General features: G+C 48.5%; 14 protein-coding genes. 9 read left to right on the top strand and 5 right to left on the bottom strand.

Annotated features, from left to right (window positions below):
- Nucleotides 1–5: 5 nt before the first annotated feature.
- From ACLBLI_RS17970 to ACLBLI_RS17945, 6 genes are all read left to right on the top strand, one after another.
- Nucleotides 6–146: a hypothetical protein gene (locus ACLBLI_RS17970; protein WP_414828903.1), complete on the top strand. Its 141-nt coding sequence runs from the start codon at nt 6–8 to the stop codon at nt 144–146.
- Nucleotides 147–241: 95 nt separating this feature from the next.
- Nucleotides 242–679 (top strand): hypothetical protein, encoded by a 438-nt coding sequence (locus ACLBLI_RS17965; RefSeq protein ID WP_414828902.1) that lies wholly within the window; start codon nt 242–244, stop codon nt 677–679.
- A gap of 153 nt (nt 680–832) precedes the next feature.
- Complete coding sequence (locus tag ACLBLI_RS17960; RefSeq protein ID WP_414828901.1) at nt 833–1246, top strand: hypothetical protein; 414 nt, start codon at nt 833–835, stop codon at nt 1244–1246.
- Nucleotides 1247–1424: 178 nt separating this feature from the next.
- Nucleotides 1425–2036: a DUF1294 domain-containing protein gene (locus ACLBLI_RS17955; protein ID WP_414828900.1), complete on the top strand. Its 612-nt coding sequence runs from the start codon at nt 1425–1427 to the stop codon at nt 2034–2036.
- 732 nt (nt 2037–2768) lie between these two features.
- Complete coding sequence (locus ACLBLI_RS17950; RefSeq protein WP_414828899.1) at nt 2769–5417, top strand: family 16 glycosylhydrolase; 2649 nt, start codon at nt 2769–2771, stop codon at nt 5415–5417.
- Nucleotides 5418–5492: 75 nt separating this feature from the next.
- Nucleotides 5493–8456: a TonB-dependent receptor gene (locus ACLBLI_RS17945; protein ID WP_414828898.1), complete on the top strand. Its 2964-nt coding sequence runs from the start codon at nt 5493–5495 to the stop codon at nt 8454–8456.
- Nucleotides 8457–8688: 232 nt separating this feature from the next.
- On the opposite strand, the gene ACLBLI_RS17940 is transcribed toward ACLBLI_RS17945, so the two are convergent.
- Nucleotides 8689–9453, bottom strand: coding sequence for a hypothetical protein (locus ACLBLI_RS17940; RefSeq protein ID WP_414828897.1), 765 nt, complete (start codon nt 9451–9453; stop codon nt 8689–8691).
- Between the two features lie 745 nt (nt 9454–10198).
- Between ACLBLI_RS17940 and ACLBLI_RS17935 the strand changes: the two genes are divergently transcribed.
- Nucleotides 10199–12175 carry an alpha/beta fold hydrolase gene (locus ACLBLI_RS17935; RefSeq protein WP_414828896.1) on the top strand — a complete coding sequence of 659 codons (1977 nt, stop codon included), beginning with the start codon at nt 10199–10201 and terminating at the stop codon, nt 12173–12175.
- A 191-nt stretch (nt 12176–12366) separates the two neighbouring features.
- Here ACLBLI_RS17935 and ACLBLI_RS17930 read toward each other — a convergent pair whose 3' ends face one another.
- The 4 genes from ACLBLI_RS17930 to ACLBLI_RS17915 form a co-directional block, all read right to left on the bottom strand.
- Nucleotides 12367–13053, bottom strand: a complete 687-nt coding sequence (locus ACLBLI_RS17930; protein ID WP_414828895.1) for a hypothetical protein — start codon at nt 13051–13053, stop codon at nt 12367–12369.
- Between the two features lie 334 nt (nt 13054–13387).
- A complete protein-coding gene (locus ACLBLI_RS17925) occupies nt 13388–14200 on the bottom strand; it encodes an SDR family NAD(P)-dependent oxidoreductase (protein ID WP_414828894.1) in 813 nt (270 codons plus the stop codon).
- Nucleotides 14190–15107 carry an alpha/beta fold hydrolase gene (locus tag ACLBLI_RS17920; protein ID WP_414828893.1) on the bottom strand — a complete coding sequence of 306 codons (918 nt, stop codon included), beginning with the start codon at nt 15105–15107 and terminating at the stop codon, nt 14190–14192. The genes ACLBLI_RS17925 and ACLBLI_RS17920 overlap by 11 nt, the downstream gene beginning before the upstream one ends.
- Before the next feature lie 11 nt (nt 15108–15118).
- Complete coding sequence (locus ACLBLI_RS17915; protein ID WP_414828892.1) at nt 15119–16606, bottom strand: flavin-containing monooxygenase; 1488 nt, start codon at nt 16604–16606, stop codon at nt 15119–15121.
- Nucleotides 16607–16674: 68 nt separating this feature from the next.
- Between ACLBLI_RS17915 and ACLBLI_RS17910 the strand changes: the two genes are divergently transcribed.
- Both ACLBLI_RS17910 and ACLBLI_RS17905 read left to right on the top strand, forming a co-directional pair.
- Nucleotides 16675–17349: a TetR/AcrR family transcriptional regulator gene (locus tag ACLBLI_RS17910; protein WP_414828891.1), complete on the top strand. Its 675-nt coding sequence runs from the start codon at nt 16675–16677 to the stop codon at nt 17347–17349.
- Between the two features lie 198 nt (nt 17350–17547).
- A complete protein-coding gene (locus tag ACLBLI_RS17905; RefSeq protein ID WP_414828890.1) occupies nt 17548–19110 on the top strand; it encodes an endonuclease NucS domain-containing protein in 1563 nt (520 codons plus the stop codon).
- Nucleotides 19111–19422 lie beyond the last annotated feature (312 nt).

The raw sequence follows: 19422 nt of genomic DNA, 5'->3' as shown, positions 1-19422 counted from the left end.
CAGGCATGAATGGCCGTGAGGGTTATACCTTTCGGCCTTTCTTTTTTTGCGACGCGACTATGGGGCAGTCTTCGCTATTACCCGCCGTTATCTCCTCCCAAACCAAAGCCTCCAGTGTGGTCGATATGTCTGAACTGACTTACTAACGCATTGACAGGGTGCGTTTCACTGACGACTATTCAGTAAGCGTTAAATGTATTTTCTTCATGTTTGTGACGAAACGGATAAAGAGAGCCCGAAAATGAAATATGTTCATGGTGAATATCTGATCACCTTATGTGGCGAGCAACTGCTGACTCATGCTTATGGCCCGTGGAATAGGGAGTGCGTTAGTGCATTCAGCCGGGATTATCATCTGGAAGTTGCGCCACTTATCGGTAAGCGCTGGGCAGACATCGTGGTGCTCATCGGTGAGAGCCTGCTTATTCCTGAAGCCGAGTCGTTATTGTTATCCCGCATAAATGCGGCGGCTGATAATGGTCTGCAAGCGGTTGCGCTGGTAATAGGCCGTTCCTCTGTCAAAACATCCACCCGAACACAATTAGAAAGAATGTATAACCAAACTCCCCTTCCCGTGTCATTTTTCAGTACTTATCAGGATGCGTCGGCGTGGTTAGCATCGGAGGGATTTTCTTCAAGCGCCAAACATGCAGAGGCCCATTTCGCCCGCATTGCGTAACCCCACCCTGGCGTTCTGGTAATACTGCCTGCTGCCAGCAGCACATTTTTTACTCTTTTTTGATAAATGGAACAGAAATCGCATCTACCGGTACGTAAACATACTGCATTCACAACACCTTTTTTATGTTTCAGGAAGTAGAGGCAGCAGCGCATGACAATCAACCAGCACGCAAGTCCACCTGCAGTGGTCGTAAAAGCTTTTACCTGGGCCTACGAAGAGCTTGGCTGGAGCCGCTTTCAGGCGGCGGAACTGCTGTCGGTACCTGAGTCGGTGCTTGCGAACTCTCAGTGGACAGGGTTTGAAAGCGACACTGTCCAACACCGTATCCAGCTTTCGTTTATCCGCATGTACCATCTGCTGTACGCGTTGTCAGAAGGAGACACTGATACAATGCAACAGTGGCTTAAACAACATAATGCCGCATTACAGGTACCTCCGGTCACGCTCTGCGATTCGCTGGAAGGCCTGGAACGTATTGTTCTTTCTCTTGAATCGGAGCAAAGCCTGGATAAGGGGGATCACGCGGACCACGTTTTGCCGGTGTCGCTGAGCCACTGGGAGTAATGTCACTAAGAATGAGACAATGTCAGTAACCGCCAGGCGAGCTTGTAAACACCCGTTACACAGCGGATAAAAATCTGCCGCGTCGTTATTACACGATAAAGCCGGTAGTCAGAACACGATAGTTGTTGCGCCATAAGTCGCGTAAGCTCGCGTAAACGACAAGCAGGATGGGATATTTGTGCGTCATCAGGGAACGTTATATCAATGGAACGATGATAAAGGGTATGGTTTCGTAACCATAACCGGTCAAAAAAAGGTGTTTGTGCATATCTCTGCGTTTCAGCGCCCTGCGCGCAGGCCCAGAGAAGGAGACAATATTGCCTTTCATGTTGAAGTGGGAGAGCGCCAGCGCTTACAGGCTTCCCGTATCAAACTGATGGGAGTGAAACGTCACGCCAGTGCACCGCGAACCGAAACCAAAGCGTTAAAAAAGCAGCGACGCGCGGCCAGCTTACCGGTGCTCCCGCTGATAATTCTCATGGTGTTGCCGGTCGTAGCGTGGTTGTTTCCTGACTTGCGTACCGGCGCAGCGATGCTTGTGGTACTGAATCTGGTTACATTTGTAATGTATTGGAAAGATAAATCAGCTGCCAGAAAACAACAGCGCCGTGTGTCTGAGGCTAATCTTCATATCGCAGCCCTGTTGGGAGGGTGGCCTGGCGCCTGGATAGCGCAGCATATCCTACGTCATAAAACGGTAAAAACGTCCTTTCGTACTATTTTCTGGCTAACTATTGTGGTCAATATAGTCGGTATACTGGTAATACTGCGCCAGCTTTCTTATTGGTAAAAGTAAAGCCGGGAAGCTGAAAAACGTGGCCACAACCTGAGCCTGTCTTCGTCTTTCTGCGTTACTTTCAGACTGGCAGGAGCCCGTATAGAAACACTGTTGCTGCACATATTGCCAGACGACGGGTATTTTCATCCGGTAATTGCCTGGCAATGTTCTTTGCTTGATGGCATCTGCGTGCTATGCCTTCAGCATCTGATATTGCTGCCTTACCGTTGTTGCACCTCACTTTCTCTTACTTGATGCGTCCCTGCTGACAAAACTGTTGCGCAAAGCCTGGCACTATTCACTGATGTACCCGCAAATACTCACGTCTAATTACCTGTCAGGCTGCGTTAAGGTGAACAGTATGTGAACGCTGCGCGGATGGAAAAAGGCAAAAAAGAGTGATTAAAGCGTCAGGTTACGTTTGTTTGAAGTAAAAGTGGCTCCTAATAAGCTTCTGATTAGTAAATGAATTAGTCTTTTTTTTGACATGCTCTTCGTGGGTTTTTCTGTCAGTGTAAATTTACGTTTTGACTGTATTTGTAAAGAAAATGTGATGTTTATGAGTGCGTGATTGACGAGGCAAGGTAAATTTAATGTTAATTTGGTTTTACTTTGTCAAAATTTTGAAATATCCTTTTGTAAGCGCTTACAGGATCTGTTGTCGATATTTATGTAAGCGCTTCCATATTCAATAGAAAGCTTTCAAGAAGAAAGCGAGAGACATTTATCATCGGGGCTGAACACATGAAACACGCAGCAACACAACTTTCCCGGCTTGTTACCGCTGTCGCCGCTGCCACTCTGGTAGGGTGCGGTGGTGGAAGCGCGGAAACTGAATCCGACTTTACCACTGTCGATCCTTCTGTACCTGTAACCGACTGGGAGTTGGTTTGGAGTGACGAGTTTGACGGTGAATCCATTGACCAGAACAAGTGGACACACGAAATAAACTGTCAGGGTGGCGGTAACAACGAGAAGCAATGCTATACAGACAGTGCAGAAAACTCATTTGTCTCTGACGGTAGCCTGCACATTGTTGCGTTGCCTGCGGAAGAAGGCGCAGAAAAGCCTTACACATCAGCCCGACTGAACACCCGTTACAAGGCCGACTTCAAATACGGTCGCTTTGAAATGCGTGCAAAACTGCCTTCCGGTCAGGGAAGCTGGCCGGCATTCTGGATGCTGCCTACTGACTACGTTTATGGTGAGTGGCCGCGTTCAGGCGAAATTGACATCATGGAAGCTGTAAACCTGAAAGCGGCTCGCGAAGACGGTACACCAGAAGCCTATGTGCACGGCACATTGCATTACGGTCAGGCATGGCCTGATAACGATAGCTCTGGCAAAGAATACTTGTTGCCAGAGGGGGCAAACCCGGCAGACGACTTCCATACTTACGCTATTGAGTGGCAGGAAGGCGAAATTCGCTGGTACGTAGACGACTACTTATACGCCACCCAACGTCAGTCAGAACTGACTTACAACCGTGACGGTGATGCCCTTGGTCTGGCGCACCGTGGCTGGTATGCAGAATACTTTGATCAAGGCACTGGTGAACTCAAAACACACTGGGACACTGCCCCATTTGATCAGGAGTTCCATTTATTGCTAAACCTGGCGGTTGGCGGTGACTGGCCTGAAAACGTGAATGAACTGGGTATCGATGCCGAGGCATTTGCCAACGGTCAGACTTACGAAATTGATTACGTGCGCGTATATCAGTGTGCATCTGACATGGACACCGGTAAAGGTTGTGAAACCGTTCGCCCTGGCTACGACAGCATGGACGATGCACTGGTTGAAGGTGCAGCGCCTACTCCGCCGCCACCTGCAGGTGCGGTTGCAAAAAATCTGACAATCTTTGATGGCACGCCAAATCCGGATTGGCCAGCATGGGATTGTTGTGGCGGTTCTACACCGGCGCTGACTGCCGATGCCGATCGTGGTGACGTTTATGAGTTCTATGTAAATGATGCACCAACCGTTAACGGCTTCGTATCGCGCAGCGAGTTCATCACCGATCCTGAAGGTGAAGCGTCTCCTTTCGATGCCTCGCCAATGGTTGAAAATGGCAGCGTAAGCTTCGACATGAAGGTCGTGAGTGCACCATCAAGCCCGGATGCGGTATGGATGTTCAAAGTTGAAAGCGACAACGCCAGCTCTGCGGCAGAAATTCCACTGGCAAGTAACCCGGCTGGCACTGTTCCGGTAGTGGGCGAATGGGTGAGCTTCGACTTCCCGCTGCAGATGTTGGTAGATGCCGGTCTGAACCCTTCTGCAATTGACGTCATCATGGTGTTCCCATCTTGGGGTGCAGGCGCGGGTGCGGTTTATCAGCTAGACGAAGTGAAAATTGCCCAGGAATTGCCACAGCTTGTGGTATTTGAAGACGAAGAAAACCTTAACTGGCCAATGTGGGACTGTTGCGGTGGCTCAACGCCAATGGAAGTCATGGATGAAGATCCAGCCCATGGTGTGGTAGCTGAATTTACTGTGGGTGCAGAGCCTACTGTGAATGGCTTTAACTCCCGCACTGATGCCGGTGGCGCTGGTGTGCCGTTTGATGCCAGCTCCATTGCCGAAGATGGTGTTATTCAGTTCGACATGAAAGTGGTGAGTGCGCCTGCTAATCCGGACTCAAGCTGGTTGTTCAAAGTAGAAGCGGATAACAACTCTTCAGCGGTTGAATTGCCACTGGCAGAGAGCATGGAAGGCGCTACGCCAGTAACCGGTGAATGGCAAACTTATACCTATCGCCTTGCTGACCTGGTTGGTGCAGGTCTTGATCCTTCTGCAATTGACGTGCTGATGATGTTCCCTGCCTGGGGCACGGGTGAAGGGGCACAGTACCGCATCGATAACGTGAAAATTTACACACCTGCAGAGGAAAATAGTGGTCCGGTTACGCTGTTTGGTAACACCGCAGCAGCAAACTGGTCAATCTGGGATTGTTGTGGAGGCTCTACCCCGCTGGAAGTGGAAGATGATGCAGACCATGGCACGGTAGCGGAATTTGCAATTGGCGCAACACCAACAGTTATGGGCTTCCTTGCCGCTGACGGTGTCTACCATGACGCTTCTATGCTGCTTGAAAACGGCGTGGTGCAGTTCGAGATGAAGATCGTATCGAACGCAAATAATCCAGATGCACAGTGGCTATTCAAAATCGAAGCTAACGATGCCGGCTCAGCCGTTGAGTTACCGTTGTCTGACAGTATGGAAGGTGTAGCACCGGTAGTGGGCGAATGGCAGACCTACACGTTTAGCCTTCAGGCACTAGCGGCAGCGGGCCTTGACACCAGTGCTATTGATGTCGTGATGATCTTCCCAGCATGGGGAGCGGGCGAAGGTGCCGTGTATCGCGTTGACAACGCAGTGATTGCCGAACAGTAAAAATTGGCATGACAACAGGCCGGGGCCGCATCAGGCCCCGACACGCGAACCGAATGTAGAATGAGAATTGCAACTATGACACAGCATACATTTAATAAAACCCGCTTAGCGGCAACCCTGGCAGTCTTGCTGGGCGCGGGCGCGCACACGGCTGTTGCGCAGGAAAATGCCGATACCGACAATCTGGATACACAGGAACAACCCGTAGAAGTGATTGAAGTTCAGGGTATTCGCGGCTCACTGATCCGCGCCATGGACATCAAACGCTCTAACAATGGTGTAATGGACGCTATCTCTGCTGAAGAGATGGGCCGTTTTCCTGATACCAACCTGGCGGAATCACTACAACGTATTACCGGTGTATCGGTAAGCCGTTCAAACGGTGAAGGTAGCCAGATTACCGTACGTGGCTTTGGACCCGAATTTAACCTGATTACCCTGAACGGCCGTCAAATGCCAGGTACAGGCTACACCCGGTCTTACAGCCTGGAAAACCTGTCATCTGAAGGGGTATCTACCCTGGAAGTATACAAAACTGCACGTGCGGAATATCCCAGTGGTGGTCTTGGTGCAACGGTAAATATCGTTACCACAAAGCCGCTTAATAACCCGGGTCAGCGTTTCTCGGTAATGGGTAAAGCCATTCACGATACGTCAAATGAAGAAGGTGACGACGTCACACCAGAAGTCGCAGCGGTTTACAGCAACACCTTTGCTGACGACAAGCTGGGCTTTGCGTTTTCTGTCTCTCACCAGCAGCGCGACTTTCAGCGTCAGCAAGCCAACATTCAGGGCTGGCAGGCGAACGTAGCTCTTCCGGGCGACCCCAGTGGTACCGTGGTAGACCCACGAGCTCTGGATGAAGAAGGTAACCCGATTGGTAACCACTTCTTCCCGAAAGACATGAACTACGGCATCGACAACGTCGAGCGTGAGCGCACCAATGCACAGGTTACGCTGCAATACGCGCCGAATGATGACCTGACATTCACTGCTGACTATACCGGCAGCAATGCGACGACAGGTTTAAACAGCATTGGCTGGGGGATCTGGAACGAATTTGGCGGGAACATTAACGCCTATGAGCTGGATGAAAATGGTACCGCCGTGTACGCCGATATTGGCGGCAACGATGGCTCCTTTACGGCATTCCGTGAAACTACAGATGTAGAAGCACGTTCATTGGGCCTCAATATCGATTGGCGTTACAACGAAGACTTAAGCTTCACGTTTGATTATCACGATTCCAGCAACGAAGTGGATAATGGCGGCGACAGCGGCCTGGGCGGAAATGGCCAGATCATCCTGGGTTCTGACAAGCTAATCAGCAAGATTTACGACTACCGTACCGGTGAAGTGCCGCATGCCTATATCAACTGGCAGAACGGCTCAACCGTACTCCAGCCGGGAGAGATTGACTCTAACTTCAGTCAGTTTATCTACAACCCTGGTAAATCTGAGATTGAACAATTTCAGCTAGATGGTCAGTGGTACAACTCTGCCTTTGATATTCCAATGGTAGAAGTGAAGTTTGGTGTTGCACGCACGGAACAAACCATGGGTGGCTTCCAGGCGTGGAGTGGATTGCGTGGTGGCCCCGGCTTCAACCCGGCATACCCTGAAATCTTCCCGGATAGCATGTTTACGCTGCACAGCACAGCCGGACTGCTTGACCAGTTCGCCGGCGGTGGCAGTGATTTGATGCCGTCTTACTACTATACCTACGACTTTAACGAAGCGATTGCGCGTCAGGCAGCTTTCCTGACACCAGAGCTGATGGGCGACAACGCTTACGTCGTTGACCCGTACTACGATGGCATCGACAGCGAAAGTTACGTTGAAGAAGTTACCAACAGTATTTACCTGCAAACTGACTGGGAGTTTGACGTAGCAGGGTACCCGGTAACGCTGAACGCCGGTGTTCGCTATGAAGAAACGGACGTGACCAGTACGGTTCGTCAGCGCGTTGAACAACAGGTTAACTGGGTGAGCGCATCTGAGTGGATCATGCAGTATGAAACGGGTGGCGCGGATAACTTCTTAGAGTCAGAAGGTAACCACGACGTCTTCCTGCCAATGTTCGACGTGCGTGTTGATATTACTGATGACTTAATCGGTCGATTCTCATGGGGCAAAACGATTTCTCGTGCGCCGCTGGGTAATCTGGCTGGCGGTCGCTCGCTGAGCGGAAGTCCTAAGCCGGGTTCACGTACCGGTGGTCAGGGTAATACCAATCTGCTGCCATTCGAATCGACTAACATCGATTTGGCACTGGAGTACTACTACGATGAAGGCAGCTATGCCGCTATTGGTTACTTCAGAAAAGACGTAGATAACTTTATCCAGACGCAAATTACAGAAACCACGGTTGATGGTCTGCGCGATATCTTTAATGGACCGCGCTATCAGCAAGCGATTGCCGATATCGAAGCGCGTGGCGAGCAGGCAGACAGCAACGCGATTTACGCGCAGATGCTGGCAAATGGTCACGGAAATGCAGACGGTGTTATTTCACCGGATTCTTCAGACCCGCTGATTGTTTGGAACATCAGCCAGCCAACTAACACGGACAGCAAGTCTGTTGACGGTATCGAAATGGCCGTTCAGCATTTGTTTGGTGAGTCTGGCTTCGGTGTTGGCGTAAACGCCACCTTCGTGGATGGCGACGTTGAATTTGACGTAAACAGCCTGACACAACAAGCGCCGCTGGTTGGTTTGAGTGACTCAGCCAACGCGCAGCTTTACTACGAAAAGTATGGCTGGTCTGCAAAGCTGACATACGCGTGGCGTGACTCTTACCTGATTGGTGTGGGTCAGGCACAGGGTTCATCTGATGCGCCTCCGCAGTTTGCGCGTAGCTACGGTCAGTGGGACGTAAGTGTTCACTACGATATTACCGAAGACCTGACAGTGTTCTTCGAAGGTATCAACCTGAATAATGAAACTGAAGAAGGTTACGGACGTTACGAAGAGCAATTCCTGTTTGCTCGCCAGTACGGCCCGCGCTACTCACTGGGTGTGCGTTATATCTTCGAATAAAGAAGACCATGGGAAAGGCACAGGTTTGAATGTTCCTGTGCTTTTCTTACCGGCGCGTGTCACTGCCGGTTAGTGTGTCCCTTGGAGGGTTTAACCGGAGCGTTTGCTCCGGTTTTTTTATGTCTGCTGTTTTAAATAGACATAATTAATCTGCGAATAACAAGGAGCGATATAACTACCTGTTGTAAGCCACTGACCCGTCTTAAATTGCGCTGCTGAAAATGGCAGGTACTTACATAGCAGGCCAGAAAGGCAGTATGTAGCCCTCAATATGGTTTGCGAAGGTAAGCCAGGCAGGATTGTCCCAGGCCCAGAGGGTAAAACCCTTACCGACAATAATGATAGTGAGGCCTTTAACTGTTGCCGGGTGCAATCGCTTTTGCTGACTCAGATCATAAACAATTAACGGCGCAAACAGCAGGCTGTGGTAAACATGCGCCATCACTACCCCATTGTCGAGAAAATTCAGACCTGGCAGATACTGCATGCGAGCAAAAGCGGCTTCCAGAAACAGAATCGCCAGGATCAACATATACCGCTTGTGGGCAGAGAGGTCGCTGCGGGTTGCATAAATCGCCATTGAATAAAATGTCAGCGCCAGCAAAACAGCAACAACTTGAAGCGAGAAAAGGTTATTAATCAGTGTATCAATATGCGGGGGAACGACTTTCGTCAGGCTGTTAAGAGAAATAACGACATCGGAAATAATCACCATCGAAAACAATACAACGGACAGTTTGCCCATGCGTTTATGCAGTCGTACTGAGTGACGCTTCACCAACCGGGCTTGTTGTACAAACAACAACAGCCACGCCATCATCACTGCTCCGTGCAGGTGGATGCGAAGTGGGACGGCGGTAATATCAGTGGTAACGGCATGAACAAACCCAGGCCCGAAGCCAATGAGTGCAACGGTCAGACACATTAATGAAGAAGCAAAGAAAAACCGGTGTTCAGATATCGGCGTTTGCCTCTTTTGAGAGGAGGTCTTTTTCATATCTCACCCCAACCTGGTAAGTAGTGGTTACCAGGGTCTGTTGATCTTTGCCGTACTAATTTTGTTAGGGATAAACGCGTTTTGGTAGCGACGCGCCAATCATGGCCTAGTCATCCAGGCAAATGAGGCGGAACAAAAAGCAAAACACGTTTAGCCGAACCCCGCGGGCAGCGTTTGTTAGTGATTTATGCTGTGTTATCACCCACTAATGTAGAGTGGCTACACTGCGTGAACGCCGGCTTGCCTAAATCACTGACAATTCGCTGCAAAAGTGTATAGCAACGATGAACAAACCCTTGCACATCGTCTTAACTATAGTGCAACTACAGCGATGAGAACTATCAGATTGGGATGAGAAAGGAAAAAGCACTACCTGCATCTGCCTAAAGCAAGGCGTTGCAAGGTTTGATCAGTGCCAACCGTCGTCGGCACATAATTGTTAATTCAAGGCTTTAATGGACAAGTGAGTCTCTACCACAATTTCTGCCTGTCCGTTCGGTCTATCAATTTGCTTACTATATACGCCATCAGCAGCAACGCCGGAGTGGCAAACATATCGGGTTATGATGGCGGGTAGTACGTATGTTGCTGATTTAAATGTGATTGCATCCCGTTTGACTGCTGCTTTACCTGCAATACAGGAAAACATTAAAATTTGTTTTGCCGATTGGCTTAACAACAGTAAATCGGTACAGTTAACTACATAATAATTCTAAAACCATACCGTAACATTAAGGAAGATGTGATGAAGTTCCTTGTACTTCTTTGCGCACTTGCGCTTTCTCCATTCTGCGTTGCTCAGCAAGTTCCTCTCGAAGACTTTGTTCGCCACGGCGACTATCTGGATATGAAAATTTCCCCTGATGGCAAACATCTGGTAGCGCGTGCGCGAGCAGACGGGGTTGTAGGGATCCTGTTTTTAGAAGCTGAAACCATGAAGTTCATTGGTGGCGTGCGGCCCTCTGAGGGCGATCAAATTCATTCTGCTGACTGGATCAATAATGAGCGGGTGATTTATCGCTACGCGGAAAAGCACGCACGCTACGATCAGCCAATGCCTACCAGTGAAATTTTTGCGACTAATATTGACGGCAGCAAAGCAGAGCTTCTGTATGGCTGGCGTGCAGGAACCAAGCATCAAGGTTCAAGAATCGCGCAGCGTGAGAGTAGCCGTGCCACGCCTTACATCATTAGTCATCTTGAGGGTGACGACGACCATATTCTGATCATTGAACATCCATGGACACAGCGGGCCAACATGCTCTACGACACCCGTGAAAAACATCCGATTATCAGCCGCCTGAACATTTATAACGGGCGTAAACGGGAACTGGAAACGCTTCCTAAGAAGGGCGCCAATGCGCTGGCAACGAGAGACGGCGAGGTAAATTTTATTACCTGGGTGGACGAGGAATTTGAATTCCATTCGGCGTATCGTAAAAGTGGTAGCGAAGAATGGCTGGATATAAACACTGCCTTCAATACAGACCTGGATCTGACACCTGTCGCGATTTCTGATGACAGCACCAAAGCCTACTTAACAGGCCCGCTTGGCGAGAAGAAAATTGAGACATTATACGAGCTGGACTTAGCATCCGGAGAGTTGTCGCCGGTGTTTGACGACGTCAAAACCGACATCATGGGGTGGACAGCTGACAGCAACACCAACCGTCCTATTATCGCATATACGCAACCGGGAAAAACCGCTTATCACTATGCCGATACAGAGAATCAGCAGATCAAACTGCATCAGATGCTGGTAGATGCGTTCGGTAATCAGACCGTGACTATCACCAGTCGTAGTGACGATGGTAAAACCATTCTGGTTCGCGTCAGCAGCGACATTAACCCTGGCGAGTACTACATCTTCGAAACTGAAACCATGAACGCCAGATTCCTGTGGGCGAACCGTTCCTGGCTGGATCCACGGCAAATGCATACCATGCAGCCTTTCACGTTCACAACCAGCGATGACGTTAGCGTGAGTGGGTATTTGACGATGCCTACCTTGGAAGAAGATGCCGATAAGCCGCCCATGGTGGTTGTGATCCATGGTGGTCCGCACGGTCCGCGCGATCTCTGGTCATTTGATTCAGAAGTACAGTTGCTAGCCAGTCGTGGCTACGCCGTGCTTCAGGTGAATTTCCGGGGCAGCGGTGGCTACGGCGAAGTGTTTGAGGAAATGGGCTACCTGCAATGGGGTGGTGACATGATCCGCGACATTAACGAAGCAGCTAAATTTATTATTGAACAAGGCAAAGTGGATGGTGACAGGGTGTGTGCCTACGGAGGCAGCTACGGGGGCTACGCAGCACTGATGACAGTTATCCGTGAGCCTGATATGTATAAATGCACCATCGGCTACGTGGGATTGTACGATCTTCGCTATGGCTTTGATGAGAGCGACATCCTCACGCGGGAATGGGGCAAAAGCTATCTTAACAAAGTGCTGGGTACAGACATGAAAGTGCTGACCGACTTTTCGCCTGTGGAACATGCGGATAAGATAAAAGCCAGCGTCATGTTGTTACATGGAGAAAAAGACCAGCGCGTTCCGGTAGAGAACTCAATCCTGATGCAGGAAGCCTTAACCAAGGCAGGTAATCCGGCTATTTATCACAATTTCTCCAAAGCCGGCCATGGTGTGTATGACGAAGCCGAGCGCAAAGCGTTGTACAGCGCACTAGTTGAATTTTTAGATAATCACATCGGCGCTGAATAGGGCCCGGTCGAACACGCCCCAACGGTATGTTGGGGCTTTACAGGGTGTGGAAATGCCCAGGATAGCGCTTTTACGCAAAAGAAACTGCACGTTGGCTTGGGAGCAGACGCCCGGAAGCTGACAGCCTTTATGTCATATAGCGAAAAACATATCTCCCGGTAAACGTTCTGGCTAACACCGGGGTTCGGTGTTCAACGGCTCCAGGGGGGCTGTAAGAATCCTTCGTTTATGGCTTCTTCATCACTGGTAAGAAAACTGCTTTCCCTATTCCAGTAGTCATAAAAGGCGTCTCTGTCTTTTTGTGCAAAAATTTTGAAATTACCTTTCTCTTCCTGTGACTTTAACCAGTTATGAAACGCGTCAAAAGCTTCTGTGCCCCGTTGTTGCCATAAAATACGGCCGCCGCCGTAGTTTTTATAAAAGTACACCTGGGATTTCCAGTGCGGTAGAACAAAGTCAGCCATTCTCTCGTCCATAGGGGGCTGATTTGCAGACATGTCTAAAAAGGCATTTATTTGTTTTTCAGTTTCTTCTTTCGATAAGCCGTTTTCTTTAGCAAGCGCTTTTATTTGCGCGAGAGTGTCCTGCTTTCTCTTCCTGGTGTCTTCCTCGTGATCGGCATTCTGCTTATTGAACCATACTATAAAACGTTGTCTTTCTTCTGGTGTTGGCTCAAAGGAAAGGTTGTTGTCTGCCTTATAGTGCTGCAGCAAGGTTGGAATGATCAATCTCGTGAGCGGGATTTGCTGTCCATCTTCACGAATCAGGTCTGAAGGAGATATGGTTTGGTCAAGTACTGTTGCGACGGGTTGCTCGTTTGCATTGCTCGTTTGAGTTATAAGCAACATGAAGAAAACGGCGACACTTAAAAATTTCATTCGTTAATCCTTTATCAATTGGCTTTTTTTTTGTCTTCCGGTTTCAGGCTATCGGCTGTCCTTCTTATTGTCCATAGACGGCGCGAAAAAGCCTGTACGCGTTCTACCTTGGTATAGTTGCCTTATGCGCAGCGACTTTGCTTTTTTCTGTATAACCAAATGACGGCAGCATGCGGTAGCTATCGGACAGATAGATGACAGACCATACTATATTGAGCTAGAGGTTAGGAGTGAAATAGCGAGACAGGCAAACGCCGTTGCCTTTTGTGCAACCTTACTCGCCGCACGTACAGCCGACGCCACGCTTTATCTGCGTGTAGAGCCGCCTTTATGGCTAGCGACCGGTCAGCTTTTCAATCACTCGCCAGTAATTCACCGGCATCAGTCTTTCGATTACCGAGACTATCTTTGCATCTAAACCGACAATTACCCGGTGCTTGTCTGACCTTATCGCCTTGATGATTGTCTCAGCCGCTTTCTCTGGCGGCATTCTCAGAAGTTTATTCATTTGCTTCTTGTGCAGGCGAACCTCTTCCGGTGAGATACCCTCTGGGGCTTTCGCACTATTCGCGATATCGGTGGCAACGCCGCCGGGATGCACGACCAGCAGGCTAACATTGGAGCCAGACAGTTCGTGGCGCAGCGCATTGCTAAAACCGCGCACAGCAAATTTACTGGCGCTGTACGCACTTTGGTGCGGAGGGGCTATTAGCCCGTACAGGCTGGAAACATTAACAATTTTTGCTGGTGACGCGCTGCTTTTTAGTAAGGGTAAAAAGCCCCTGCACAAACTCACCACCGCATGAAAATTGATTTGCATTAACCAGTCGAAATCGTCTGCAGAGGCCTGTTCAAAGCTGCCTCCAATGGCCACCCCGGCGTTGTTGATCAACATGTTTACCGTACCGTGTTCTCCAGTAACCTTGTCAGGCAGCGCCTCCACGGCGTCGCGATCTGCCAGGTCTGCCACGTGCAGGCTGTGACGTCGTCCCAGTTTGGGCAGCGACGCAAGGGTGTCATTCAACCCATTCTCATTGCAGTCAATGAGTGCGAGATGACAACCCTGCTTTGCCAGCAGCAACGCCAGGGCACGACCAATTCCGCTGGCTGCGCCGGTAAGCACGACCGTTTGGTTATCAAGCTGCATCAGAAGCCCCTGTTTGAATATGATCAAGTATATGTTGAGCAAGCCGATGAGACAGCGCTGAATCAATTTGATGGCGCATTCCTTCAATAACAATATGCCTGGCGTGCCCAATGGCGCGGGCCGTTGCCTCGCCACCGCTGGGATGCACCATATGGTCTACATCGCCATGTATGATTAGGGCCGGAGCTTTTATTTTTGCCAGGGCCTGAGTTCGGTCGCCTGAGCGCATGATAGCCCCAATCTGACGTTGCAGGGCGCGGGTATCTGAGCGGGAACCATTACGTTGCCAAGCAAGCTTTGCATACTGCTGCCAGTGCAGAAGAGCGTGAGGTGCGTTTTTATCCCCGATGTGGTTCATCATCTCACAGTAATTGTCTATGGCTTCCAGGTGCGTATTCGGAGATTTTGCCCGGGCCAGACGCCACAGTGTAGAAGCTGCTGGCTGGCCTACCCGACGGTTACCTGTTGTGGAGAAGATAGAGGTCAGCGACGCCACTTTTTCCGGATGGCGGTAAGACAATGTCTGTGCAATCATTCCTCCCATGGACATGCCGACAACATGTGCCTGACCGATGTCTAGCCGGGTAAGTAACAGGGCGGTATCGTCGGCCATGTGCTCAAGACCGTAGCACTCTTTGGGCGCTTTGCCCAACAGCTGTTGCAACGTGCTGGGGTGTGGTGTATTGCTGCGTGACGAGCGTCCGGCATCGCGGTTATCATAACAAATTACACGAAACCCTGCTGTTGTCAGAGCCTGAATAAACGAGGCTGGCCAGTACACCATTTGCAGGCCGAGTCCGGCGATAAGAATAACCGCAGGATCATTCTTATCGCCATGCTCTGAGTAGCAGAGCGTTGTGCCATTGCTTAACTCAGCGAATTGTTCATGGTGTGAAGCGATGCTCATGGCAAAAGTCCTTAAGAAGTCTTACGGTGCATGGCCTGAAACTGCAGTGCCGGATCATCAATTCTGCCCTTGCGCAGAATATTCACGTCTGAGGCGTAGTTCCATGACATGGTCCACGGGAAGTCTGTCCCCTGCCGGGGAAGCTGGTCCAGAGAGCGCTGAATATAGCCGGCGCCAAAATTAAGCACGGGCTGGGTTGCCATTGCCGGATCTGCCTGCGGGGTGCACTGAACGTATTGATGACTCTGCATATAGTTTAGTAACCGGGTAAAGTGCTCGCACAGCAGGCCAATTTTCAGCGTCCAGGATGATGCTGTGTACCCTACCGCCATGGCAAAGTTGGGCACACCGCTGAGTAACATGCCTTTGTACGTGACACACTGATTTAATTTCACTTCTTTACCATCAATATGCGGTTTAATCCCGCCCAGAGGAAGCAAGTTCAGCCCTGTCGCTTTCACAATAATATCCGCCTGGATTTGTTCACCAGAACGCAAAACAATGCCTGTTCCAGTCAGGTGATCGATATGATCAGTCACCACTGAGGCCTTTCCAGAAGAGATAGTCTTGAATAAATCTGCCCCTGGAACGGCGCATAGCCGCTGCTCCCGCGGGTCGTATGGCGGATTAAAATGTACATCCACAGGATAGCCTTCAGGCAACAGCTTTTTGTTGAAGTAGCGTATTAGCTTTCTGGCAAGCTTAGGAAAACGCTGGCAAAAAGTGTAAACCCATCGCTGTTTGGCAATATTAAACCCTCTGGCGATTGCAAAGGCTTTGTCTTCACTCACCCAGCGCTTACAGAGTTTGGCTACCGGATCTTCAAGGGGGACCGGTAATACATAGGATGGTGTACGCTGCAGCATGGTGACATGTGATGCGGAGTCGGCCATGGCTGGCACCAGAGTGACGGCGGTAGCGCCACTGCCAATAACCACCACCTTTTTGCCGCTGTAATCCAAATCCTGCGGCCAGTGCTGCGGGTGCACGATACGGCCTTTGAATGCAGACTCCGCCGGTAACGGTGGGTTATAGCCTTTGTCATAACGATAATAGCCCGACGCGTTAAATATCCAGCGCGCGTGAATAACCTGTGTTTCCCCGGTTTCCTGATGAGTTACTGTTACTTCCCAGTGCTGATGTTCTGAGTCCCAGTTGGTGCCAGTGACTTTGTGAAGAAAGCGAATGTGCGTATCGATACCGTTTTCTTCTGCCGTTTCCCGGATATACGCTTTAATTGACGGGCCGTCAGCAATCGCCTTTTTTTCTTTCCACGGCTTGAAGTCGTAGCCAAAGGTAAACAGATCGGAATCAGAGCGGATCCCCGGATAGTTGAACAAATCCCAGGTTCCGCCTAAATCGGAACGCGCTTCAATGATGGTATAGCTGAGGGCCGGGCTGTCTTTACTCAGGTGCCGGGCGGCACCAATACCGGAAATACCGGCACCTATGATGACGACGTCGACGGTATCCTGAGAAAGAGGGGATGCTGAATTCATGCTGACAACGCTTAAAAGTGATAACGCATGTTGTCACTTCAATGTATGCTGTGACAACCTGCATGTCAATGCGTAATATACTGGCCATGAATGACACAGCGTCCACCCAACCAGCATCAGCGACTGAACGAACATACTCGGGCGTCGCCATTTCAGAGCGTGCCGCCTACCGACGACAGCGCTTTATTGACGCGGGCATTATCCTGTTTGGCAACGAAGGCTTTCAGGCCACAACTATACGTAAACTGACTGCCCAGACCGGGCTGACCAACCGCTATTTTTATGAGTCTTTTCAGGATATGGAAGACTTATTGATTGCCTGCTATGAAACCCTGATGAGCGATTTCCGTGAGCAGCTACAAGCGGAGCTCGATACTGCCAGCGAGAGCCCGGAGAAACGGATCCGGGCAGGACTTACCTGTTTTTTCAACGCCATGTCGAAGCCGGAATTTGCGCGCATCACGCACAGTGAAGTGCTTGGGGTCAGTCCGCGGGTAGAAGCCGTATACAGTCGCTATACCGCAGATTTTGCTGAGTTACTGATGGGGTATCTGAGCCCGACTGGCACAAGCGTATCGACGAGTGACAACACACAGCGCGAGTACGTGGGGGCCGCGCTTGCCGGGGCTGTGATAAATGCGGGAATCGTGTGGGTACGAAGTCGCTACGCGGTATCACTGGAAGAAATCGTTGATGCTACGCTTACGGTGTTTCTGGGAACGGCAAACCTATTACAACGATAACAGCGGATACAAACAATCTGCAAAAGCTGTAAGAGTTTTCATCGCAAAGCTTGAATGAGATTGGCAGTCAGTTCGGTACGTATAGCAGACATTTAATCCTTCCCCTGAAAACACAGAACATGTTTTTTCAGGGAGAACCGGTGTTATTATGAAGTCTCAGTAATAAGCTGTTATATCACAAGGACATTCTGACGAATTATGGCAATCAAAGAGTCTGAAATTAGAGAAAATTTAGCTGAACATATCCAATTATTAGATCCTAGCCTTAAAGTTATTAACCAAGAGCACTATATAATTATGCCTAATGGAAGAAAGGCTTATGTTGATATTTTAGCAAAAGATGATTTTGGCTGTTTTACGTTAATAGAACTAAAAAAAAGTGATCAAACGGCTAGGTCTGCAATTCAACAACTAATGAAGTATGCTAGTATGTTGAAAAGTAAATATAGACTAGAAGAAAGTCAAATACGCTGTGTAGTTGTTTCAACAGTGTGGAGAGAACTAGAAGAAGCTTTTGACGAATTTTCTCGAGTATCTCAATACGAGTTTAAAGGCTACAGTATTGTTTATACACCAAAAAAACCTCCGTTATTTCAAGAGATATTAGCTAAATATAATAAGGGTGATTTAAGCCCGCTTAGAAATTTTATATTCTTTGAGTTTTTTGACGCGAAAGAGCGAGATGATGCATATACTGATTTTTGCTCACTTTTGAGAAAACTTCCTTCATGCAATAGCATTGTTATTAAAATGGATTACTCGGGTACTGATTCAAGTGTAATTCATCCGTTTGGTTTTTCTTGGTCTATGTTCACTACGGATACAAACCGTCTTAATCAAGAATTATCAAAATTACCGGTTAGAAATCTAGAAGAACATCATTTCGATATTGGTGATATCTTGTATTTATGGCAACAAGAAGGTGAAGAATATGAATTGCGAAGTAAAATTTTAATAGATCAAGTCAGGCTAAATAATGATTCAGGGGAATATACTGGTTTAGCATTGCATAGTTTAAGTAATACACTGGAGACTTGGGAGCATGAAGAAGCTATAGGTTTTGGGCAAATGTTTTCTGATTTATTGTTTGATAGTGATGATATGTTAGCAATGGCATGTGGCTTTACTGGCGATCATCCATATGGGTTCAAGGTTAAAACAACACCTCATAGAGCCTATCAATTTAACATGGTTAGAAAAAAGTTAGACGCATTTTTAGAGTCAAATTCTAATTGGCGAAATCAAGTCGATTATGTTTTAAACACCTTGGCACCAAATGATATTGCGGATATTTTTATTTATAACCCGTTAAATTTTTTTGGTTTAGTTTATGATTTGAAAAAAGAAGGACAGTCAGAAAGAATTCCAAGGTTAATTATCGAGATAAAACGTGAAGATGGTAACTCAGACGTTTACCAAGGTATACTCTCTTGGACAATGCGCGATAAGTCAATAACTGTAAAGGAAGCACTGATATCAGCTTATGGAAGTATCGACTACTTTAAAACTCGGATGATAAATCAACGCCTTAATGAATGTGACGAAAAATTATCTGAGTCATATGGTCTTTCATATGAAATATATTTCAAATCTAAAGGTAAACTATTCAGCATAATGGATAGTGATACAGGATGTCAGCCGAAGAAAATAAATAAGGTTTACACATTAAATGATTTTTTTGCTAGCAACCATAGCTTGATTGATGAAGTCGACCTTATTCTAAATAAAGATCCTAGTTCACGAACTAAAATTATGTTTTAAGACAATGTGATAGAACAATCGCTTCAAAAAAGGACGCTTAAAGCTTGGCTTGCGTCACTTTGTTCCTAATTTTAGCCAAGCCTTTTGCGCCTGTTAAGCGGGCGTTGACGTTCTGCTTTTTGTCTAATGCTGCCTGTGAGTTAGATTCGCAGCCTTCAAGTTAAGGTGTCAGATTAGGTATGAGTCACTACACAACTCGCGTGCCTCTCCTGATACGACACGTCGAGATGAAAGCTTCAAACATCGTCTCCTAAAAGCTGATCAATTCAGTGCATGACCATGTGCATAGCGCGCCTCGCGGCATAAATCGCA

Origin of the sequence: Alteromonas sp. H39, from assembly GCF_047556435.1 — a bacterium.
In the GTDB taxonomy this organism is placed as follows: Bacteria; Pseudomonadota; Gammaproteobacteria; order Enterobacterales; family Alteromonadaceae; genus Alteromonas.
This window is presented reverse-complemented; position numbering and strand designations above follow the sequence as displayed.